This is a genomic window from Agrococcus jejuensis (assembly GCF_007679035.1).
Taxonomy (GTDB): Bacteria; Actinomycetota; Actinomycetes; order Actinomycetales; family Microbacteriaceae; genus Agrococcus; species Agrococcus jejuensis_A.
The window spans coordinates 652,275-672,540 of the sequence record NZ_VEFR01000002.1 but is presented as its reverse complement, the minus strand read 5'-3'; the positions used below and the strand labels follow the sequence as shown (position 1 = coordinate 672,540).

The 20,266-nt window shown below is 73.1% G+C and carries 25 protein-coding genes; 18 read left to right on the top strand and 7 right to left on the bottom strand.

Annotated elements, in window-relative coordinates:
• Nucleotides 1–81: 81 nt before the first annotated feature.
• The 12 genes from FS793_RS10055 (at nucleotide 82) to rpsN (ending at nucleotide 8,614) form a co-directional block, all read left to right on the top strand.
• Nucleotides 82–1,164: a metal ABC transporter substrate-binding protein gene (locus FS793_RS10055; protein ID WP_144720337.1), complete on the top strand. Its 1,083-nt coding sequence runs from the start codon at nucleotides 82–84 to the stop codon at nucleotides 1,162–1,164.
• A complete protein-coding gene (locus FS793_RS10050) occupies nucleotides 1,165–1,962 on the top strand; it encodes a metal ABC transporter ATP-binding protein (protein ID WP_144720336.1) in 798 nt (265 codons plus the stop codon).
• Between the two features lies 1 nt (nucleotide 1,963).
• Nucleotides 1,964–2,818: a metal ABC transporter permease gene (locus FS793_RS10045; protein ID WP_144720335.1), complete on the top strand. Its 855-nt coding sequence runs from the start codon at nucleotides 1,964–1,966 to the stop codon at nucleotides 2,816–2,818.
• Nucleotides 2,815–3,642 (top strand): metal ABC transporter permease, encoded by an 828-nt coding sequence (locus tag FS793_RS10040; RefSeq protein ID WP_144720334.1) that lies wholly within the window; start codon nucleotides 2,815–2,817, stop codon nucleotides 3,640–3,642. Before FS793_RS10045 ends, FS793_RS10040 begins: the two co-directional genes overlap by 4 nt.
• Nucleotides 3,639–4,040 carry a Fur family transcriptional regulator gene (locus FS793_RS10035; protein WP_186329437.1) on the top strand — a complete coding sequence of 134 codons (402 nt, stop codon included), beginning with the start codon at nucleotides 3,639–3,641 and terminating at the stop codon, nucleotides 4,038–4,040. The genes FS793_RS10040 and FS793_RS10035 overlap by 4 nt, the downstream gene beginning before the upstream one ends.
• Entirely contained in the window at nucleotides 4,037–4,834 is a 798-nt protein-coding gene (map, locus tag FS793_RS10030; RefSeq protein ID WP_144720333.1) for a type I methionyl aminopeptidase, read from the top strand. Before FS793_RS10035 ends, map begins: the two co-directional genes overlap by 4 nt.
• Before the next feature lie 16 nt (nucleotides 4,835–4,850).
• A complete protein-coding gene (locus FS793_RS10025) occupies nucleotides 4,851–5,480 on the top strand; it encodes a hypothetical protein (RefSeq protein WP_144720332.1) in 630 nt (209 codons plus the stop codon).
• A 100-nt stretch (nucleotides 5,481–5,580) separates the two neighbouring features.
• Nucleotides 5,581–6,633: a hypothetical protein gene (locus FS793_RS10020; RefSeq protein WP_144720331.1), complete on the top strand. Its 1,053-nt coding sequence runs from the start codon at nucleotides 5,581–5,583 to the stop codon at nucleotides 6,631–6,633.
• An 86-nt stretch (nucleotides 6,634–6,719) separates the two neighbouring features.
• Nucleotides 6,720–7,718: a magnesium and cobalt transport protein CorA gene (locus FS793_RS10015; RefSeq protein ID WP_144720330.1), complete on the top strand. Its 999-nt coding sequence runs from the start codon at nucleotides 6,720–6,722 to the stop codon at nucleotides 7,716–7,718.
• Between the two features lie 182 nt (nucleotides 7,719–7,900).
• The gene (gene rpmB / locus FS793_RS10010; RefSeq protein WP_092503808.1) at nucleotides 7,901–8,137 is read left to right on the top strand and encodes a 50S ribosomal protein L28; all 237 of its coding nucleotides are present in this window, start codon (nucleotides 7,901–7,903) and stop codon (nucleotides 8,135–8,137) included.
• Nucleotides 8,137–8,307 (top strand): 50S ribosomal protein L33, encoded by a 171-nt coding sequence (gene rpmG, locus FS793_RS10005; protein ID WP_092503806.1) that lies wholly within the window; start codon nucleotides 8,137–8,139, stop codon nucleotides 8,305–8,307. Before rpmB ends, rpmG begins: the two co-directional genes overlap by 1 nt.
• Before the next feature lies 1 nt (nucleotide 8,308).
• Nucleotides 8,309–8,614: a 30S ribosomal protein S14 gene (gene rpsN, locus FS793_RS10000; RefSeq protein WP_144720329.1), complete on the top strand. Its 306-nt coding sequence runs from the start codon at nucleotides 8,309–8,311 to the stop codon at nucleotides 8,612–8,614.
• A gap of 91 nt (nucleotides 8,615–8,705) precedes the next feature.
• On the opposite strand, the gene FS793_RS09995 is transcribed toward rpsN, so the two are convergent.
• The gene (locus FS793_RS09995; protein WP_144720328.1) at nucleotides 8,706–9,401 is read right to left on the bottom strand and encodes a 4a-hydroxytetrahydrobiopterin dehydratase; all 696 of its coding nucleotides are present in this window, start codon (nucleotides 9,399–9,401) and stop codon (nucleotides 8,706–8,708) included.
• Between the two features lie 72 nt (nucleotides 9,402–9,473).
• Between FS793_RS09995 and FS793_RS09990 the strand changes: the two genes are divergently transcribed.
• On the top strand, nucleotides 9,474–10,052 hold the full coding sequence (locus FS793_RS09990) for a GNAT family N-acetyltransferase (protein WP_144720327.1): 579 nt from the start codon (nucleotides 9,474–9,476) through the stop codon (nucleotides 10,050–10,052).
• 19 nt (nucleotides 10,053–10,071) lie between these two features.
• Here the strand turns inward: FS793_RS09990 and FS793_RS09985 are convergent, their stop codons facing one another.
• Genes FS793_RS09985 through FS793_RS09975 form a run of 3 tightly spaced genes read right to left on the bottom strand, consistent with a single transcriptional unit; the run spans nucleotide 10,072 to nucleotide 12,262 of the window.
• Entirely contained in the window at nucleotides 10,072–11,214 is a 1,143-nt protein-coding gene (locus FS793_RS09985; protein WP_144720326.1) for an MFS transporter, read from the bottom strand.
• Nucleotides 11,214–11,753: a YaeQ family protein gene (locus FS793_RS09980; protein ID WP_144720325.1), complete on the bottom strand. Its 540-nt coding sequence runs from the start codon at nucleotides 11,751–11,753 to the stop codon at nucleotides 11,214–11,216. The genes FS793_RS09985 and FS793_RS09980 overlap by 1 nt, the downstream gene beginning before the upstream one ends.
• Before the next feature lie 32 nt (nucleotides 11,754–11,785).
• On the bottom strand, nucleotides 11,786–12,262 hold the full coding sequence (locus FS793_RS09975) for a hypothetical protein (protein ID WP_144720324.1): 477 nt from the start codon (nucleotides 12,260–12,262) through the stop codon (nucleotides 11,786–11,788).
• A gap of 141 nt (nucleotides 12,263–12,403) precedes the next feature.
• Between FS793_RS09975 and FS793_RS09970 the strand changes: the two genes are divergently transcribed.
• Nucleotides 12,404–12,754 (top strand): hypothetical protein, encoded by a 351-nt coding sequence (locus FS793_RS09970; RefSeq protein WP_144720323.1) that lies wholly within the window; start codon nucleotides 12,404–12,406, stop codon nucleotides 12,752–12,754.
• Nucleotides 12,755–12,813: 59 nt separating this feature from the next.
• Here the strand turns inward: FS793_RS09970 and yczR are convergent, their stop codons facing one another.
• The gene (yczR, locus tag FS793_RS09965; protein ID WP_144720322.1) at nucleotides 12,814–14,217 is read right to left on the bottom strand and encodes a MocR-like transcription factor YczR; all 1,404 of its coding nucleotides are present in this window, start codon (nucleotides 14,215–14,217) and stop codon (nucleotides 12,814–12,816) included.
• Nucleotides 14,218–14,313: 96 nt separating this feature from the next.
• Here yczR and yczE point away from each other — a divergent pair, with 96 nt between their 5' ends.
• Nucleotides 14,314–15,048: a membrane protein YczE gene (yczE, locus tag FS793_RS09960; RefSeq protein WP_260980106.1), complete on the top strand. Its 735-nt coding sequence runs from the start codon at nucleotides 14,314–14,316 to the stop codon at nucleotides 15,046–15,048.
• Between the two features lie 3 nt (nucleotides 15,049–15,051).
• Here yczE and FS793_RS09955 read toward each other — a convergent pair whose 3' ends face one another.
• Both FS793_RS09955 and FS793_RS09950 read right to left on the bottom strand, forming a co-directional pair.
• Nucleotides 15,052–15,750, bottom strand: a complete 699-nt coding sequence (locus FS793_RS09955) for a hypothetical protein (protein WP_144720321.1) — start codon at nucleotides 15,748–15,750, stop codon at nucleotides 15,052–15,054.
• The gene (locus tag FS793_RS09950) at nucleotides 15,747–16,769 is read right to left on the bottom strand and encodes a hypothetical protein (protein ID WP_144720320.1); all 1,023 of its coding nucleotides are present in this window, start codon (nucleotides 16,767–16,769) and stop codon (nucleotides 15,747–15,749) included. Before FS793_RS09950 ends, FS793_RS09955 begins: the two co-directional genes overlap by 4 nt.
• Before the next feature lie 313 nt (nucleotides 16,770–17,082).
• Here FS793_RS09950 and FS793_RS09945 point away from each other — a divergent pair, with 313 nt between their 5' ends.
• The 3 genes from FS793_RS09945 to FS793_RS09935 all read left to right on the top strand — a co-directional run bounded on the left by FS793_RS09945 (nucleotide 17,083) and on the right by FS793_RS09935 (nucleotide 20,253).
• Nucleotides 17,083–17,367: an HU family DNA-binding protein gene (locus FS793_RS09945; RefSeq protein WP_092503791.1), complete on the top strand. Its 285-nt coding sequence runs from the start codon at nucleotides 17,083–17,085 to the stop codon at nucleotides 17,365–17,367.
• Nucleotides 17,368–17,566: 199 nt separating this feature from the next.
• A complete protein-coding gene (locus FS793_RS09940) occupies nucleotides 17,567–19,495 on the top strand; it encodes a bifunctional copper resistance protein CopD/cytochrome c oxidase assembly protein (RefSeq protein WP_260980105.1) in 1,929 nt (642 codons plus the stop codon).
• Nucleotides 19,492–20,253 carry a histidine phosphatase family protein gene (locus FS793_RS09935; RefSeq protein WP_144720319.1) on the top strand — a complete coding sequence of 254 codons (762 nt, stop codon included), beginning with the start codon at nucleotides 19,492–19,494 and terminating at the stop codon, nucleotides 20,251–20,253. Before FS793_RS09940 ends, FS793_RS09935 begins: the two co-directional genes overlap by 4 nt.
• Nucleotides 20,254–20,266 lie beyond the last annotated feature (13 nt).

Sequence of the window (20,266 nt, the reverse complement as noted above, 5' to 3'; positions counted from 1 at the left end):
CCCGCCTCGTCCTGTGGGGTCGCCGCGGCGCGGGCCCCTTCGTTTTGACAACGGTTCTCATTCGCGAGTAGCGTCGTCTCCATGCCTCGCTCCCTCACGCGCATCGCGCTGCCCGCGGCCCTCGCCGCATCCGTCATCGCGCTCGCCGGCTGCTCGACCTCGGCCGGCACGGGCGCCGACGACGGCACGCTGCGGGTCGTCGCGACGACGACCCAGATGGGCGACGTCGTGCGCGAGATCGTCGGCGACGACGCAGAGGTCACGCAGCTGCTGCAGCCCGGCCAGTCCGCGCACTCGTACGACCCGACGCCCGAGGCGCTCACGGCCCTCGCGAACGCCGACGTGCTCGTGATCAACGGCGCGGGCCTCGAGGAGTGGCTCGACGACACGATCGAGGCCTCGGGCTTCGACGGCGAGCTCGTGGATGCGTCGGCCGACGTGCACCTGCACGAGGGCGAGGCGCACGACCACGGCGCCGAGGGCGAGGAGCACGCCGACGAGGAGCACGCCGACGAGTCGGCCGAGGCCTCCGAGCCCGCCGCGTCCGAGTCGGCCGAGGCCGAGGAGGGCCACGACGACCACGACCACGGCGGCACCGACCCCCACGTGTGGAGCGACCCGCACCAGGTCGTCCACATGGCAGAGACGATCGGCACGGCGCTCGCGGCCGCCGACGCGGCGGACGCCGACGCGATCGAGGCGTCGACGGCCGACTACGTCGCGCAGCTCGAGGCCCTCGACGAGTGGGTGCACGCCTCCATCGAGCAGGTGCCGGCCGAGCAGCGTCTGCTCGTGACGAACCACGACACGTTCTCGTACCTCGCCGAGGCGACCGGCATCACGATCGTCGGCTCGGTGATGCCCGCGTTCGACGACAACGCCGAGCCCAGCGCCGCCGACATCGACGCCCTCGTCGCCGCCATCCGCGAGTCCGGCGTGCGCGCCGTCTTCTCCGAGACGAGCATCGACCCGCAGATCGCCGAGACGATCGCGTCGGAGGCCGACGTCGAGGTGTACTCGGGCGAGGACGCGCTCTACGCCGACTCGCTGGGTGCCTCGGGCACGCCCGGCGCGACCTACGTGGGCAGCGTCATCCACAACGTGACCCTCATCGTCGAGTCGTGGGGCGTCGAGCCCCTGCCGGTGCCGGATAGCCTCGCGTAGGTGAGCATCGTCAGCATCGATCGTGCGTCCTTCCGCAGGGGAGGGCGCACGGTGCTGTCCGGCGTGACGTTCGCGGTCGAGCCGGGCGAGGCCGTCGCGCTCGTCGGGCCGAACGGCGCGGGCAAGTCGACGCTGCTCGACGGCCTGCTCGGCCTCGTGCCGCACGACGCCGACCGCTTCGAGGTGCCGACGGGCGCGGGCGCCATCGGCATGCTGCCGCAGTCGACGACGACGGACGGCTCGTTCCCGATCTCGCTCGAGCAGGTCGTGATGCAGGGCCGCACCGCGCGCCTCGGCCTGCGCTGGCCGGGTCGCGCCGACCGGGATGCGGTGGCGCAGGCGCTCGAGACCGTGCGCCTGACCGCGCATCGCAAGGCCCGCTTCGGCGACCTCTCCGGCGGCCAGCAGCGTCGCGGGCTCCTCGCGCGCGCGATCGCGGGCGAGCCGGCGCTGCTGCTGCTCGACGAGCCGTTCAACGGCCTCGACGCCGCCAGCAGGCAGTCGCTGCTCGACGCGATCGAGCGCCTCAAGCTCGCGGGCGTCGGCCTCGTCGTGACGACGCACGACCTCGAGCTCGCCCGTGCGGTGTGCGAGCGCACCCTGCTCATCGACCGCGAGCAGATCGCGTTCGACGACACGGCGTGCGTGCTGACGCTCGAGCAGGTGCGCAAGGCCTTCGAGCACCACGCCGTCGAGATCGACGGCCACACGCTCGCGACCGCCGAGCACCACGCCGTCGAGCACGGGCACGCCGAGCACCGCGAGCACGACGACGCCCACGAGCACGACCCCCGCTGACGTGCTCGACCTCGTCACGCCCTTCCAGCTGCCGTTCATGCTGCGGCCGCTCGTGCTGCTGCTCGTGCTCGCCGTCGCGGCCGGCACCGTCGGCACGATCGTGAACCTGCGCAGGCTCGAGTTCGCCTCCGACGGCCTCACGCACGCGGTCTTCCCGGGCCTCGTGATCGGCTTCATCGTCGCGGGCGCGGGCGGCATCCTGCCGGGCGCGCTCGTCGCCGCCGTGGTCGCCGCGCTCGTGCTCGTCGCGATCGCGCGCCGCACGGGCACCGAGACGGGCGTCGCGATCGTGCTCACGGCCTGCTTCTCGCTCGGCGTCGTGCTCGTGTCGCTGCGCTCGGAGTGGGCGGGCCAGATGGAGTCGTTCTTCTTCGGCAGCCTGCTCACGGTCACGGATGCGCAGCTCGGACTCTCGGTGGGCATCGTCGCGCTCGCCGCCGCCGGGGTCGTGGCGACGTGGCGCTGGCAGGTGCTGCGTGCGTTCGACGAGCAGGCCGCACGCATCGCGGGCGTGCCGGTGCGCGTCACCGACGTCGTCGCCAACGTCGCGGTCGCCCTCGTCGTCGTCGCCGCATCCGCCGCCGTCGGCACCCTGCTGGTGCTCGCGGTGCTCATCGTGCCCGCCGCCGCATCCCGTGCCGTCACGCGCCACGTCGTGCCCGGCGCCCTCGTCGCGACGGGCATCGCCGCCGTCGCGTCGTGGCTCGGGATGTCGGTCGCGTTCGCGGCGTCGAGCGCGGGGGTGCAGGCGTCGCCGTCGTCGATCGTCGCGCTCACGATGCTCGCCGCCTACCTCGTCGCCCTCGCCGTCGGCGCCGTGCGCGAGGGCGCGCTGGCGCGGAGGGTGGCCGCGTGAGCCTGGACTACTTCACCCGTGCGCTGCTCGAGGCGGTGCTCGCCGGCGCGCTCGCGGGCCTCGTCGGCGTGCTCGTCGTGCTGCGCGGCCGCGCCTTCTTCACGATGTCGCTCACGCACGCGACGTTCCCCGGCGCGGTGCTCGCCGCGATCCTCGGCGTCTCGATCCCGCTCGGCGCCGCCGCGACCGCCGTGGCGCTCGTGCTCATCGCGACGCTCATCGGCCGGATCCCCACGCAGGGCTCCGCCGTCGCCTCCGGCATCATGCTCACCGCGGGCTTCGCCGTCGGATCGTTCGCCGAGACGGCCGCGCACGTGCCGATCGACGTCGGCTCGTTCCTCACCGGCACGATCCTCGCGACGACGACGGCTGACCTCGGGCTCACGGCCGCGGTGCTCGTCGTGGCGATCGTCGTCATCGCCGTCTACGGTCGGCACCTGCTCTTCGCGTCCTTCGACGAGACGGGCTTCCGCGCCGCGGGTCTCAAGCCCGCTCGGGCGGAGGCGGTGTCGCTCGCGCTCATCGCCGCGACCGTCGTCGCCATCATGCCCGCGCTCGGCGCCATCCTCGCCGTCGGCCTCATCGTCGCGCCCGCCGCGGCCGCGCGTCGCCTCGTGCGCTCGGCGACGACGATGCTGTGGGTCGCGCCCGTCATCGGCATCGCGTGCGCCGTCGCCGGGCTGCTGGTGTCGCGCGCCTGGTCGGTGTCGGCGGGCGGTGCGATCACGCTCATCGCCGCCGCCGTCGTGGGGCTCGCGCACCTCGTGCCGCAGCGCCGCACGGTGCCCGCACCGGCCGCCGCCGGTAGCGTGGTCGCATCATGACCGACGTGCGCCGACGATCCACGAAGCAGCGCGAGGCCGTGCGCGAGGCGCTCGACGCCGCCGACGGCTTCGTGTCGGCGCAGTCGCTGCACGCGGCGATGCGCGACGCCGGCTCGACCGTGGGCCTCGCGACCGTCTACCGCGCGCTCGCGACGCTCGAGCAGGACGGCGCGGCCGACGCCGTGCAGCACGACGGCGAGACCGTCTTCCGCGCGTGCACGCCGACGCACCACCACCACCTCATCTGCCGCGAATGCGGCCGCACGGTCGAGCTCGAGGCCGACCCCGTGGAGGCGTGGACCCGCGAGGTCGCCGCCAAGCACGGCTACACCGACCCCCACCACACCATCGAGATCACCGGCATCTGCGACCGGCACGCATCCGGAGGCGCAGCATGATCGAGATCCTGTCCCCACGCGAGGTCGAGGCGGCGAAGCCCGCGGGCGAGCTCGTCGGGCGCATCCTGCAGACGATCCGCGACCGCGTCGTGCCCGGCACGAACCTGCTCGAGATCGACGCGTGGGCCGCCGAGATGATCCGCGACGCCGGCGCGACGTCCTGCTACGTCGACTACGCGCCGTCGTTCGGGCGCGGTCCGTTCGGCTTCCACATCTGCACCGCGGTCGAGGATGCCGTGCTGCACGGCAAGCCGTACGACCGGGTCGTGCGCCAGGGCGAGCTGCTGACGCTCGACATCGCCGTGATCGTCGACGGATGGGCATGCGACTCGGCGCTGACGTTCGGCGTCGGCGGCACGCGGCCCGAGGACGTCGCGCTCGTCGACGCCACGAGGATCGCGCTCGAGGCGGGCATCGCGCAGGCGCAGGTCGGCAACCGCATCGGCGACATCTCGAACGCGATCGGCGAGGTGCTGCGCGGCGCGGGCTTCTCGGTGAACGGCCAGTTCGGCGGCCACGGCATCGGCTCGACGATGCACCAGGATCCGCACGTCGCCAACGACGGCACCGCGGGCCGCGGCTACACGCTGCGCCCGGGCCTGATGCTCGCGATCGAGCCGTGGGTCATGGCCGGCACCGACGAGCTGCGGATGGATGCCGACGGGTGGACGCTGCGTTCGGCCGACGGCTCGCGCACCGCGCACTCGGAGCACACGGTCGCGATCACCGAGGACGGCCCCGTCGTGCTCACGCGTCGCGCCGACGAGGTGCCCCCGACGGTGCCCGCGGCCTGACGCGGTCGAGGTCCTCATGCGCTGGGAGCAGGTCGACGAGCGCTCGTCGACCTGGGAGCGCGACGACGCCCGCTACCGGCTCACGGTGTACGACGGGCCGCATGGGACGACGACGACGACCGACGTGCTCGACGCATCGATCGAGCAGGCGCTCGAGGCCGCTCGCACCCTGTCTCGTGACGACGCGCTCCTCTGGTCCCTCGCGCTCGTGAGCCATGACGACCGCGGTGCCGAGGGGCTCGTGTGGCTCTCGGGCATGGACTACCACGAGCTGCCGCGCACACGGCAGCAGTGGCGCCGCCGAGCGGAGATGCAGGACCGGCTGCTCAGGGCGCGAACGCGCACCGGCCAGCCGCCGGTGCTGCCGGATGGTCGGCGCGTCATCCGCATGTTCGTGGATTGGGGCGCACGGTGGCCACTCTGGGAGACGCACGGCGAGCCGAACATGCCGACGCCGAGCGACCTGGGGCTGTCGGCGGCACTCGGTGACGCGCTGCATGCGTGGAGCGAGACGTGGCAGGACCGGCCATGGGACGCGGCGCTCCCCGACGAGGCGGCATGGATCGCGGAGGGCGGGCGACTGCACGCCGCCCTGCAGCAGGAGCTCGTCGGCATCGCCGAGGTGCGACGCGAGTTCGGGCCCTGACGCGGGCGGGCTCCACAGGCGTCGCCACAGCGCCTTCATCCACACCTCGCAGAGCGCGTGGAGCGCGGCGTGATGAGGTGACGGCGTCGAGAGGACCGTCATGAGCGACCCCACCGCACCCTCGCAGGAGCCCGCGCCGCAGCCGGCCGCGGCCGAGCCGCAGGCAGCGCAGCCGCGAGCGATGCCGACGCCACCCGCCGGACCCCGCCCGCCCATGCGCATCCTGGGCATCCAGCCCGTGCTGCTCGTCGGCATGGTGCTGCTCGTGCTCGTGACGCTGCTCACGATCGTGCTCGTGTTCGTCGGCGACATCGGCACGCAGGCGCCGCGGGTCGTGTGGACGGTCATCGCCTTCGTCGCCTTCACGGGCCTGCTGGCGCTCGACCTGTCGCTCTCGCGCCGGTCATCGGTGCCGCTCGTGATCGGCGTCTGCGCCAACGTCTACCTGCTCGCCGTGCTCATGCTCGCGACATGGGTGCAGCCCGTCGTCATCCTGCCGCCGGAGACGATCTGCGACCCGATCGACGGGTGCGACTACGCGAATCCCGATCCGTACGGGCCGCCGCTCGGCATCGCGCTGCTCGGCGTCTTCCTGCTGGCGTTCGTCGTCGTGCGCGCCGCCGCGGCGGGCGCGTGGGCACTCGTCGCACTCGGCCGCCGCGGCGCCATCGCGCTCGCGAGGGTCATGGGCGTCGTCGCCGCCGCGCTGCTGGGCCTCGCCGCCGTGCTGCTCACCCTGCACCTCGCCATCACGCCGTTCGGCGTGCGCATCGGCGACCTCTACTGGCGCTTCGCCGTCGCCACCGTCGTGCTCGCGGCGCTCGCCGCCTGCATCACGACGCTGCTGTACTGGAATCGCAGGCAGCTCGATGCGCCGCCGCCCGCACCCGCACCCGCACCCTCGCCCGCGCCCGCCGCAGCCCAGGCCGCACCGGCGGCGGCGATGCCGCCCGCACAGGCCTGGATGCCGCATCCTGGTGCCGTGGCTCCGCCCGGCTACCAGCCCTGGCCCGGTCAGCCCGTGCCGCCGCAGCAGTGGCAGGGCCAGCCGCTGCAGGGCCAGCCGTGGACATACGGCTGGCCGACCGAGCAGCAGGTGCCCAACCCCACGGCGCCACCGCCGACGCAGCCGCCGCACGCGCAGCAGCAGTGAGCTCCGCTGCGCTCGGGGCGCGCCACGCCGCACGAGTTCCGTGAGGATGCGCGCCCCGAGCGCTCGCAGCGCGCGAGGATGAGCGCGTGCCGATCATCGACAACGCCGTGTACGTCGCCGGGCGACGCATCGACGACCCCGCAAGCCTCGACGAGACGTTCGAGCACATGCGCGCGGCGGGCGGCATGGCCTGGATCGGGCTGCTGCGGCCGACGCCCGACGAGCTGCAGCGGGTCGCCGACGAGCTGTCGCTGCATCCGCTCGCCGTCGAGGATGCGCTCGACGGACACCAGCGCGCGAAGCTCGAGCGATACGGCGACACGCTCTTCGTCGTGCTGCGGCCCGCCCGGTACCTCGACGCGAGCGAGACGGTCGACCTCGGCGAGCTGCACGTCTTCGTGGGGCCGGACTTCGTCGTCACGGTGCGCCATGCGGAGGGCCCCGACCTCGGCAAGGTCCGCGCGCGCATGGAGGCCGAGCCCGAGCTGCTCGCGAAGGGGCCCGAGGCGGTGCTCTACGCGATCCTCGACGAGGTCGTCGACGGCTACGACCCGGTGACGCGAGGGCTGCAGGACGACATCGACGAGATCGACGACGCGCTGTTCCAGGGCGGCGAGGCCGGTCTCGCGCGGCGCATCTACGAGCTGGCCCGCGAGGTCGTGGCGGTGCAGCGCGCCACGGTGCCGCTCGTCGACATGCTCGAGGGCCTGCGGGACGGCGCCGAGCAGCAGTCCGTCGACCTCGAGCTGCGGCGCGCGCTGCGCGACGTGCTCGACCACGTCATTCGCACGACCGAGAAGATGGCGACCTTCCGCGTCGGGCTGCAGAACGCCCTCACGGTGAACGCGACGCTCGTGACAGAGCGGCACACCGAGACGGCGCTCGAGCAGAACGAGAGCGTGAAGAAGATCTCGGGATGGGCGGCCATCCTCTTCGGCCCCACCCTCGTCGCCGGCATCTACGGCATGAACTTCGAGCACATGCCCGAGCTCGAGTGGGCGTTCGGCTACCCGATGGCGCTGGGCCTCATGGTCGCCACGAGCGTCGGGCTGTACGCGGTCTTCCGCGGCAAGCGCTGGCTCTGACCGCGACCGCATCCCTGTCGCGCCACGCCGCGGTGGCGCGGCAGCCCGGGCGTGTCGTAGGATGGTCGTTTGTGTGGCGTCGCCGCACGGCGCTTCCCAAGCCGTTCCTCGGAGCGGGACTGGGCGCGCAGGCAAGTGATCTTGGGTGAGGCCGAAGGCCTCACGGTACCCCTGGAGGAACCATGGCAGCAGTGTGCCAGGTGACTGGAGCCGTTCCCGGCTTCGGTCACGCAATCTCGCACTCGCACCGCCGGACGAAGCGCCGCTTCGACCCGAACGTGCAGAAGAAGACGTACTACGTCCCCTCGCTCCGCAAGAACGTGACGCTCACCCTGTCCGCCAAGGGCATCAAGGTGATCGACGCGCGCGGCATCGAGTCCGTCGTCCGTGACCTGCAGAAGAAGGGGGTGAAGCTCTGATGGCCAAGAAGGCACAGGACGTTCGTCCGATCATCAAGCTCCGCTCGACTGCCGGCACCGGCTACACCTACGTGACGAAGAAGAACCGTCGCAACAACCCCGACCGTCTCGTGCTGAAGAAGTACGACCCCGTCGTGCGCAAGCACGTCGAGTTCCGAGAGGAGCGCTGACATGGCCAAGAAGTCCATGATCGCGAAGAACGAGCAGCGCAAGGTCATCGTCGCGCGCTACGCCGAGAAGCGGGCTGCCCTCAAGAAGGCGCTCGTCGACCCGAACGGCACCGACGAGTCGCGCGAGGAGGCCCGCCTGGGTCTCCAGAAGCTGCCCCGCAACGCCTCGCCCGTGCGCGTGCGCAAGCGCGACGCCATCGACGGCCGCCCCCGCGGCCACGTCGGCCAGTACGGCATCTCGCGTGTGCGCTTCCGCATGATGGCGCACCGTGGCGAGCTGCCCGGCGTGACCAAGTCGAGCTGGTAGGCACCAGCCGCCGCTGATCACAGCAGCACGAAGGCCCCCGATCCTGACGGTCGGGGGCCTTCGTCGTGCGGGCGAGGTGCACGACGTCGCGTCAGGTCGCGGCGTCGACCTGCACGCACACGACGCAGCGGTTGCCCTCCTGGTCGGCGACGACGGTCATGCCGGGTGCCTGGGCGTCGTCGACGATCGCGCCGCCGGCGGCGACGGCTGCAGCGATGCGACGACCTGACTCGGCTGCCGAGACGTAGAGCTCGAGATGCCACGGCGAGGCTGCGGCATCGTCGCGCCCGCCGAACCACAGGTTCGGCACGCGTCCCGTCGCATCGCGGACCTCGTCGGTGGGCGTGCCCCTGCCTCGCGCGGCGGGGTCGCCCGCGAGCAGCGCGGCCCACACGGGTGCGACCGTGGCAGACGAGGCGACGTCGAGACCCAGCTCGACCGCGACGACCGCATCGGGCTCGGCCGTCGCGCCCGACGATGCGGCGAGCGCCGAGATCGCCCGCGCGAGGTCGAGGTCGCGCTGGGTGATCCACTCGACGACGTGCTCGACGCCCGACCCGTCGCGGAACGTGGCGTCCGGGCTGGCGAGGCGCACGTCGACGTGCGCGTGCCCCATCGTCAGGCGCACGTGGTCGTGGTCCGCGCTCGCCACGTCGGCGACGCCCGTCGCGAGGGCAGCCCCGGTGGCGAGCCCGTCGACGGCGAATCGTGCATGCAGCCCCTGCGCGAGGTGACGCCAGTCGTCGAGGCCGGCCTCGACGAGGTGCGAGCCAGTGAGCATCTCCATGCAGCGCACCCTACGCGCGACGTCTGGCGCCATGCGTGGACGCCCGCCCGCATCCGACCTAGGCTCGCGCTCATGACGCAGGTCGCGCACACCATCGAGCCGCTGTCGGTCGACACGTGGGATGCGTTCGCAGGCCTCGTCGAGCGGCACGGCGGCATCTTCGGCGGCTGCTGGTGCACCTACTTCCACGACTGCCCGGCCCGTGAGCCCGGCTACGAGGGCAGCAGGAAGGCGAAGCGGCAGCTCGTCGAGGCGGGCGTCGCCCACGCGGCGCTCGTGATGGTCGACGGCGAGGCCGTGGCGTGGGCGGAGTTCGGCACGCCCGCCGAGCTGCCGAACATCCACCACCGCAAGCAGTACGACGCGGAGTCTGATGCCGTGCCCGACTACCGGGTGACGTGCATCTTCGTCGACAAGCGGTTCCGGCGGAACGGTCTCGCCCGCACGGCGCTCGACGGGGCGCTCGACCTCATCGCCGCGGCGGGCGGCGGCGTCGTCGAGGGCTACCCGCACGAGGTCGACGAGAAGCGCATGAGCAACTCGTTCGTCTACAACGGCACGCGCGCGATGTACGAGGCGGCCGGGTTCGCGTTCGTGCGCCCGAAGGGGTTGAGGAACACGGTCATGCGGCGCACGGTCGCGGCCGCCTGAGCCGCGGACGCCGCGCCGGTCAGGGCGCGGGCATGCGCCGCGGCGCGAGCACCGCGCCGACGGCTGCGATCGCAGCGCATCCGACGAGCACGGCCGCGAGCGGCACCGCGTCGGCCACGACGCCGACGACGGGAGCGCCGATCGCCTGGCCCACGGCGATCGCGAGGAAGGCGAGGCCGACGCCGAACGCCGCCCGGCCCGGCACGAGCCGCGTCGACCACACGAGCAGCACGCCCGTGAGCGCGATGTAGGCGGCGCCGAAGACCGCCCCGGCGGCGAGCGCCGCGACGGGACTCGCCGCGAGCAGCGCGAGCGCTGCCCCGCCGGCCGCCATCGCGACCATGCCGAGCGCCCACGACCAGCGGATGCCGATGCGGGCGATGAGCGCGCCGGCGAAGGCGCCGAGCACCCCGGCAGCGCCGATCGCCGTCCAGACGGCCGGGGCGACCCAGTCCGCGGCACCGGCGTCGAGCACCGCCTGCCTGCCGAACGTCCACACGCCGATGCTGCCGACGCCCATCGTCGCTGCGGCGGCGACGAGCAGCGCGAGCGGTCGCGACGGCCGCACGGGCGACGCCGTCGACCCGCCCGCCTCTGGGCGAGCATCCGGCACGGCGAACGCCGCCCAGACGGTGACGCCGGCGGCGACGACCGCGAAGATCGTCCACGCGACGCGCCAGTCGTCGGCGAGCAGCACCGCGACGGGGCCCGACACGAGCACGCCGATGCCCGTGCCGGCGTTGACGATCGTCTGCGCGGCGTCGCGCGACCGCTCGCGGATGGCGGCGGCGACGGCTGCGGCGAGCGGCGGCGAGGCCACGCCCGTGCTCGAGCCGGCGACGAGGATGCCGATCGCGAGCACCGTCGCATTCGGCGCGGCCGCGACCGTCGCGATGCCCGCCGTCGCGAGCACGCCCGCAGCCACCGCGACGCGGCGTGCGCCGAGCCGTGGCGTCGCGACGGTGCTCGCGACGATCGCGACGCAGTAGCCGACGTACCCGCCCGAGCCGATGAGGCCGGAGAGGGCGGGCGTGAGGGCGAAGTCGCGCGCGAAGTCGGGCGCGAAGAGCCCGTACGCGAATCGGGCGAGGCCGTAGCAGCACGCGATGAGCGCGACGCCCGCGACGACGAGCGACGAGAGCGTGCCGCGCTCGGGCTGCATCAGCCTGCGCGGCGCTCGTGGATCGCGCTCGAGAGCGTCGTGCCGTTCACCTCGGCGTAGACGACGCCCTCGGTCACCGAGAACGCCATGGTCGTGCGGCGCGCGATCGCGTCTGCGACCGCATCCACGAACCCGTCGTCGAACGACACGAGCCGCACGTGCTCTGCCTTGTGGATGCGCTTGCCCGCCCACCGGCCGGCCACCTTGTCGGGGTCGCGGTGCGTGTAGACGGCGCAGCGCTCGGCGGCCATGCTGCCGCGGTGGATGCGGTCGGCCTCGGGCGCGCCCACCTCGATCCACGCCTGCAGCGCACCGGTGAGGTCGCGCACGAGCACGGCCGGCTCGTCGCCGCCCGAGAGGGAGTCGCCGAACGCGATGCCCTCCTCGAACTCGAGCAGGTACGCGAGCACCCGGGTCGTGAGGAACGCGAGCGTCTCCGACGGGTGCTGCGCGACCTTGAACGAGAGGTCGTCGTAGACGCCGCGGTCGACGTCGGCGAGCGCCACGTCGAACGTGTGGATGGTCGCGCCGATGCCCATGGTCTCGAGCCTAGGTGCGTGCGCCGCTCGCCTCAGACCTGGGCGATCGTCATCGCGTACTGCGTGCCGCTGCCGTCGTCGCCGACGAGCTCCATGCCACCGGTCGCGGCGGTGCCCGTGAAGACGATGTCGACGACCTCGCCCGTGGGCGCCTGCAGCTGCGAGATCGTGAGCGAGAACGTCTCGCCGTCGACGCTCCACACGTCGGTCGGGGCGTCGAACGGCTGGCCGTTGAAGCTCTCGAAGTCGACGGTGCCGTCGGCGTTCAGCGTGAACGTCACCTCGGCGACGCCCTCGGCGGTGCCGAACCACGACGTGCCCGCGAGGGTCTCGGCCGTGGCGCCGGGCGTGATCTCGGTGGGCGCGGGGGAGGCGGATGCGCTGGGATCGGCGCTCTCGCTCGCGGTCGGCTCGCTCGCGTCGGGTGCCTCGTCGCCGGCGGCGCAGCCGCCGAGCAGCAGCAGCCCGGCACCGGCGAGCGCGGAGAGGGTCAGGGTTCGCGTGCGCATCCGTCCGACGGTACGCCCATCGCCCGGCGCCCGCTCTTGTGCGTCTCCAATGCGCGCCACCGTGGGCGCATCGTCGTCGTGCCTACCGTGCGAGGCAGTGAGAGGCCGTCGGGCGGACGCTGGACGGCAGGAGGAGGGACCATGAACCCAGGACCCGGATTCGGGGGCGGGCCGGGCATCGACGGCGCGGCGATCGCCCAGTCGATCGTCACGCTGCTCGTGCTCGGCGGCGTCGTGCTGTTCGGCGTGCTCGTGCTGCGCAGGCTCGGCGCCATCGAGCGCGCCGTGCGCGGCGAGCCCGCGCGGGTCGTCGCGGCGCCCGTGGCGGCGCCCGTCGTGCAGGCGCCTGCGTCACCCGTGGCGCAGGCGACGGATGCCGACCAGCGCGCGTGGCAGCAGCAGGCGCCGAGCGTGCAGGCCGACTCGACTGCGCCGCCGCAGCAGCAGCAGTCGTCGCAGCAGCAGCTGCGCGACGGACCCGCGCCCGCCTGACGGTGCGTCGACGGCCCCGGGCGATCCGCGCCCGGGGCCGTCGACGTGCCGAGCGCGGGTCAGACGACCGCGAGCTCCTCGTAGGCGCCGCCGCGCGGCGTCGATCCGGCGCGCAGGTCGCGCCACGCCATCCCGAGCCGCTCCATCGCGGCATCCATGACCTCGGGCTCCCACGTGATGGGGATGCGGGCGAAGCGGTCGAGCACGCCCGTCGCCGTGAAGCGCGGTCCGGGCGGCAGCAGCAGCCCGTGCTCGCGGGCGGCGAGCGACAGGTTCGTCGAGATCGGCGAGCCGAGGTCGACCCACGCGGCGAGGCCGCCGGGCACCGCGGGCATCACGACGCCGGGCAGGTGCGTCGCGAGCCCGGCGCGCACCGACGCGCGACCGGCCGTGAGGCGGCGGCGCGTGTGCGCGAGCAGCCCCTCCATGTCGTCGAGCAGCTCGGTGGCGATGCACTGCTCGAGCAGCGGGCTGCCGAGGTCGAACGACGGCCGCACCGCGAGCAGCCGCTCGACGTGCGGTGCGTCCGCGCGGATCCAGCCGATGCGCAGGCCGCCCCACGCGAGCTTCGACATCGAGCCGATGCTGATCGCCGGGCCGTGCGCTGCGAAGGGATGCGGCGTCCAGCCGCGATCGACGTCGAGCTCGACGCACGTCTCGTCGACGATCACGAGCGCGCCGACGCTGCGCGCGGTCGCGGCGAGCTTCGCGCGCTCGAGGTCGGGCATGGTCGCGCCGGTCGGGTTGTGCAGGTCGGCGATCGTGTAGACGATGCCGGGCCTGGTCTCGCGGATGCGGCCGGCGAGGTGCGCGAGATCCCACCCCTCTGGCGTCACCGGCGTCGGCACGAGGCGCATGCCGACGCGGCGCAGCGCATCCATGGCGTGCGGGAACGTGGGCTGCTCGACGATCGCCGCGCGACCGCGCTCGCCGAACGCCGCCGTGATGAGCGTGAGCGCGTGCATCGCGCCGCTCGTCACGACGATCTGCGACGGGTCGGTGGGCAGGCCGCGCTGCGTGTAGCGCGCGGCGATGCGCTCGCGGAGGTCGGCCAGCCCGTCGAGGGAGTAGCCGGGGGTGCCGAGCAGCGATGCGAGCCGGTCGAGCGCCCGCACGGTCGCGGCGTGCAGCCCGGGCGTCGAGCCGACCGATGCGATCGTGAGGTCGATGACGTCGTCGCTGGGGGCGGGCACGCGCGTCGCCGAGCGGTGGGGGAGGGCGACGCGCGTGCCGGAGCCGTGCACGCGGGCGAGGTAGCCGGCGTCGGCGAGCGTCTCGTACGCCTTCGTGACGGTGGCGCGCGAGCGGCCCACCTCGGCGGCGAGCGCCCGCTCGCTCGGCACGCGCTCGCCGACCGTGAGACGGCCGTCGAGGATGAGCATGCGGATGCGGTCGGCGAGCGACTGCGCCACGGCGCCGCCCTGGTACCACTCGCCGAGCTGGCGACCGAGCCTTGATCCCATCGCACCATCATGCCCCCGAGTGGACCGGATTGCACGGGCCACGCGCTCACCGGTGGACCGTGCATCCAGGGCCACTCTCGTCGCATGCTGGCATGCATGACCCAGCCCGCCGCATCCGCACGCCGACGCCTCGCCATGCCTGCATGGCTCACGCGGCTCGTGCTGCCGGTCGAGGCCGTCTCGCGTCGCGACGTCGGCCGCCGCCTCGTGCAGCTCGTCGTCGGCCTCTGGCTCTACGGCGTCGGCATCGGGCTCATGGTGCGCGCCGAGATCGGCGTCTCGCCGTGGGACGTGCTGACGCTCGGCATCCAGCAGCAGACGGGCCTGGGCTTCGGGCTCATCATCATCCTCACCTCGGCCGCGGTCCTGCTGCTCTGGATCCCGCTGCGACAGCGCGTGGGCGTCGGCACGCTCGTGAACGGCCTGCTCGTGGGTCCCTTCGCCGAGCTCACGCTCGCGATCGTGCCGCGCGTGCCCACGGCCGACCCCGCGACGTGGTGGTTCCGCGTGCCGCTGTTCCTGCTCGGGCTCGTCGTGCTCGCCATCGCGACCGGCATGTACATCACGGCGCGCTTCGGCCCGGGGCCGCGCGACGGCCTCATGACGGGCATCGTGCGCGTGACGCGGTGGCCGATCTGGCTCGCGCGCACGCTCATCGAGGGCTCGGTGCTCGTCGTCGGCCTGCTGCTGGGTGGCCCGCTCGGCGTCGGCGCGCTCATCTTCGCCTTCGGCGTCGGCCCCGTCGTCGGGCGCACGCTGCCGTGGTTCGACCGCCGTCGCAGCGCCGCGGAGGCGCGCGAGGCCGCCCGCGTCGCGGCGTTGCAGGGCTAGCCGCTAGCGCTCCTCGACCTGGAGCATCCGCAGCGACTCGTCCCACCTCGGCTCGATCGTCACGCCGATCGGCACCTCGAGCGGCGTGACGACGGCGTCGGAGGGCACGTCGGGCGCCAGCGCGATCGCCTCGTGGACGTAGAGCGCCGGGTAGCCCCACACCGGCTGGTAGGCGTTGCCGCCGACGGTCTCGATCTCGACGCCGCCGAACGACGCCACGGCGATCGTCTCGTCGACGAACGACTCGGCCTCGACGAGCAGCGGATCGGTGACGAGCCAGTCGCCGACGTCGCCCTCGTCGTCGCCGATCCTCGTGACCTGGACGTGGTCCGCACCGGCGATGCCCGCGATCGTGAACGACACCGTGAACCACACGACGTCGGTCGTCTCGCCCTGCCCGTCGGGGTCGAGTCGTGTGAAGTCGATCCCCTCGTACGCGATCCACGGGTCCTCGATCGCTGCGATCGCGTTCGGCAGCGCGGCGGTCACGTCGTCGGCCGGCGAGCTGGCGGACGGCGCCGCGAGGGCGCGGGCATCGGTCATGGCGTTCGCCGTGTCGAGGTCGAGCGAGGCGACGGCATCGACGTACGCCTCGACCGCGGCGCGCGCACCCTCGATGGTGGGGTCGGCCTCGACGTCGGTCGCTGCACAGCCCGCGAGGGCCAGCGTGGAGGCGACGACGGCGGCCAGCGCGCGCCTCACGATGCGTCCACCGTGAGCGCGAGGTCGGTGTACGGCAGGTACGGGCGCCACGACTGGTTGTCGATGAACCACGGGCCGCTGCCCGAGAAGGTGAGCGTCACGGGGCCATCGTCACCCTGCACGAGCAGCGCCCCGCCCTCGATGGTCAGGGTGAACCGATCGCCGAGCGTGATCGTCGGCGCCGACGTCACCTCGGCCTGCCACGGATAGGGGAGGCCGAGGTCGCTCGCGAGGTCGCCGATGTCGAACGGGCACTCGATCAGCTCCTGCGCGCACCGCGCGAACAGCTCGTCGGAGGAGGTCTGCAGCACCGTCGCCGTCTCGTCGGTCGGCTCGAGCGGCAGGTCGGGGAGCGCTGCCGACGCGCCGGCCACGACCGTGACGGCCGACGTCTCGGCTGCCAGGTACGGCTCGGCGCGACGATCGACGTCGTAGACGCCGGGGAACAGCGGGATGCTCGCGCCGGCGTACGCCGAGTCGATCTCGAGACGCGTGCCGCCGACGAAGACGTCGGGCGTGAGGCCGGCGATGCCGGTCGCGGGCACCTGGAGCTCGCCCATGAGCGGGGCGACGACGCGCCAGCTGCGCTCGAGGCCGCGCGGCGCATCCTCGAGCGGCGCGAGCACGACGACGCCGTCGTGCTCGGTGCCTGCGAGCGCGTAGCGCACGGGCACCTGCACGGCCTCCCACCCCTCGACGTCCGACCCGACGCCGTCGGCCGACGTCGAGGTGGCCGCCGGCGACGGGTCGCCGACCTCCAGCACCTCGATGCGCTCCGTGGCGTCGAGCAGCAGCTGCCCCGCCGCCCTCCCGATCGCCGGCTCGGCGCCGGAGGCCATCCAGAGGGCCTCGAGGTCGTCGGCGTCGGCGCTCGCGATGAGGTCGACGTATCGCTGTGCGAGTGCTCCGGCCCCCGAGGCGTCGGGGGTGCATGCTGCGAGCGTCGTGGTCGCGACCGCTCCGACGGCGAGCGCGGCGGCGAGCGTGACGCGCCGTCGTCGGCGCAGGGGATGGGGCATGTCGCGACCGTATCCCCGAGGCCGCACCGAAGGTTGGATCCGGGCTGCACGCACGGTGCGAACGAGCGGGACGGTCGGCCGTGCGCGCTGCTCGGCGTCCGGGCCGACGAGATGCATGGAAGGCCCGATTCGGGTCGGATTGCCACGAATCGACCCTGAATCCCGCGGAATCCCGCGGAATCTCCGGCGTGTCGGCCCCGCCTGCGCGGTCGGCACGCGCTGCGCGGGTACCGTGGCGGTGCGGCACGGGCACTGACCGGGCCGCCGTGCACGACCCGCCCTGGCGGGGCAGGAACGAGTCCAGGAGGACACCATGGCAGAGACCATCAACAAGACGACCCTCGTCGCGAAGATCGCCGCGTCGACCGACGCCAGCCAGGCCACCGTCGGCGCTGTGCTCGACGCGCTGTTCGCCGAGATCTCGGGCGCCGTCGCCAAGGGCGACAAGGTGTCGATCCCCGGCTTCCTCACGGCCGAGCGCACCGCGACCGCTGCCCGCACGGGCCGCAACCCGCAGACGGGCGCCGAGATCAAGATCGCTGCCGGCCACCGCGTCAAGCTGACCGCTGGCTCGAAGCTCAAGGCTGCCGTCAAGTAGTCACCGCTTCGCAGCGCACGCAGGCCCCCGTCATCTCGACGGGGGCCTTCGTCGTGCGGCCGGCTCCTCGATCGGGCAGGTGTGGTTCGTGCCACGCCGGTGGGCGCGTCACTGCTGCCCGATCGGGCGGCACACGTGACCGATCGGGACCGTGAGGCCGAGGGCGGGCATGCATAGGGTGCGCCGATACCCTGGATGCGTGGCACGAGCGAGACTGATCGGTCCCGGTGCCGTCGTCGCCGCAGGACTCGTCGCCGTCATCATCGCCCTCGAGCTCGGCGGCGGAGCGGCCCCGCTCACGGTCGGCGACCCCGGTGCCGGCGTGCGATGGGGCACGCCCATCGCCCGACTGCTGCAGGACATCGCCACCGCGACGCTCATCGGCGGGCTCGTGCTGTCGTGCTTCGCGCTCGTGCCGGGCTCGAAGGCGTGGGATCGAGCCATCGACGTCGCGGCCGCGGCCGCGGGCGTCGCGACCGCCGCATCCGCCGCCGTCGCCTTCCTCGCGTTCCGCACCCTCGTCACGAGCCCCCTGTCGGTCGACGCGACGTTCACCGACTCCTTCCTGCAGTTCTTCACGCAGATCGAGCGCGGTCAGTACCTCGGCGCGGCGACGCTCGCGTTCGCCGTCGTGACGACGCTGCTCGTCGTCGTGCGCTCCGCCGCGGGCATCGCGTGGGTGACGGTGCTCTCGGCGGCGCCGCTCGTGCTGCTCGCCGCGGCCGGTCACGCCGGCACGGCCGAGAACCACACGCTCGCGACGAGCTCGCTCTGGCTGCACCTCGTGTTCGTGAGCATCTGGGTCGGCGGCCTCATCCATCTCGCGATCCTGCGCCTCGACCGCAGCCCGAGCCTGCACGACGCGATGCGCCGCTACTCGTCGCTCGCGCTCGTGTCGTTCGCGGTCGTCGGCTTCTCGGGCGTCGTCTCGGCGTGGGTCCGCACGGGCTGGGAAGGGCTCGCGACCCCGTACGGCGCACTCGTCGTCGTGAAGACCGTGCTGCTCGTCGTGCTCGGCGCCTTCGGAGCGTGGCAGCGCACGCGCCTCATCCCTCGCGCGGTCGAGACGGGTCGCGTGCGCTGGTTCCTCGTCGCCGAGCTCGCGTTCATGGGCGTCGCGATGGGCGTCGCGAACGGCCTCGCGCAGACCCCGACGCCGGTGTCCGAGACGCTCGTCGACTCGAGCCCCGCCACGATCCTCACCGGCTCGCCGCTGCCGCCGACCTTCGACCTGGGCCGCCTCGTCACGGAGTGGTCGCTCGACCCGCTGTGGGCCGTCGTGTGCGCCATGCTGGCCTTCTTCTACGTCGCGGGCGTCGTGCGCCTGCGTCGTCGCGGCGATGCGTGGCCGGTGCTGCGCACCATCTCATGGCTCGCGGGCGTCGGCCTGCTCGCATGGGTCACCTCGGGGCCGCTCGCGGTCTACGAGCACTACCAGTTCTCGTTCCACATGGCCGGCCACATGCTGCTCGGCATGGCCGTGCCGCTGCTGCTCGTGCCGGGCGCGCCCATCACGCTCGGCATGCGCGCGCTGACGAAGCGCACCGACGGCACGCGCGGCGGTCGCGAGTGGCTGCTCGCGATCGTCCACTCCCGCTACATGCAGGTGATCGGGCATCCGATCGTCTCGACGGGCATCTTCGTGGCGAGCCTGTGGGTGTTCTACTTCTCGCCGCTGTTCCGCTGGGCGATGGAGAACCACCTCGGTCACGTGTGGATGGTCGTGCACTTCGTCGGCTCGGGCTACCTGTTCGTGCAGGCGCTCATCGGCACCGACCCGTCGTCGCACCGCACGCCGTTCCCCATGCGCCTCGTCATGCTGCTCGCCGCGATGGCGGCGCACGCGTTCTTCGGCGTCACGATCATGACGGGCGAGGGACTGCTGCTCGCCGACTGGTTCGGCGCGATGGGCAACGGCGTGGACGCGCTCGAGGACCAGCAGGTCGGCGGCGGCATCGCCTGGTCGATCGGCGAGTTCCCCACGATCGTGCTCGCGCTCATCACCTGCGTGCTGTGGGCGCGCACCGACCAACGCGAGCAGCGCCGCGTCGACCGCAAGGCCGACCGCGACGGCGACGCGGACCTGCAGGACTACAACGCGATGCTCGAGAGGATGTCGAAGCGATGACCGAGGCCATGACCACCGGTAGGCAGCGACTGCCCGATGAGCTCGGCGCGCTCGCCGACGGCGTCTCGCTGACGCTGCACATCGTGCGGCACGCCGAGACCGAGTACAACGTCGCCCATGTCATGCAGGGCTGGTCGAACTCGCCGATCACCGAGCGCGGTCGCGAGCAGATCGCCGCTGCCGGCGCCGCGCTCGCGGACGTGCGGCTCGACGCGGCCTTCTCGAGCGACCTCGAGCGCACGCGCCTGACGGCCGAGGGCATCCTCGCCGCGCATCCCTCGCCGCCGTCGCTCGAGCTGCGCGACGACCTGCGCGAGTGGAACTTCGGCGGGCACGAGGAGGTGCCGTCGGCCGTCGTGTGGGGGCGCCTCTTCGCGCAGCACGGGCTCGAGGTCGACCGTGAGCTGTCGGCGATGCGCGTGCTCGCCGACCGCATGTCGTGGAGCGACATCTTCGACGGCATCGCCGACCTCGACGAGACGGGGCAGAGCGAGAAGGCGGCCGAGACCGTCGTGCGGGCCGACCGCGCGCTGTCGCACGTCATCGAGACCGTCACGGCCGATGCGACGGCAGGCGACGAGCGCACGGTGCTCGTCGTGAGCCACGGCGGATTCATCACGACGCTGCTGCGGCAGCTGACGCCCGAGATGACGCCCACGACGATCCTGCCGAACTGCTCGATCTCGACCGTGCGCCTGCAGGGCACGACGTGGTCGCTCGACGGCGTCGGCGAGCGCCCCGAGGCCTTCGCGGCCTGACGAGGGGACGCCG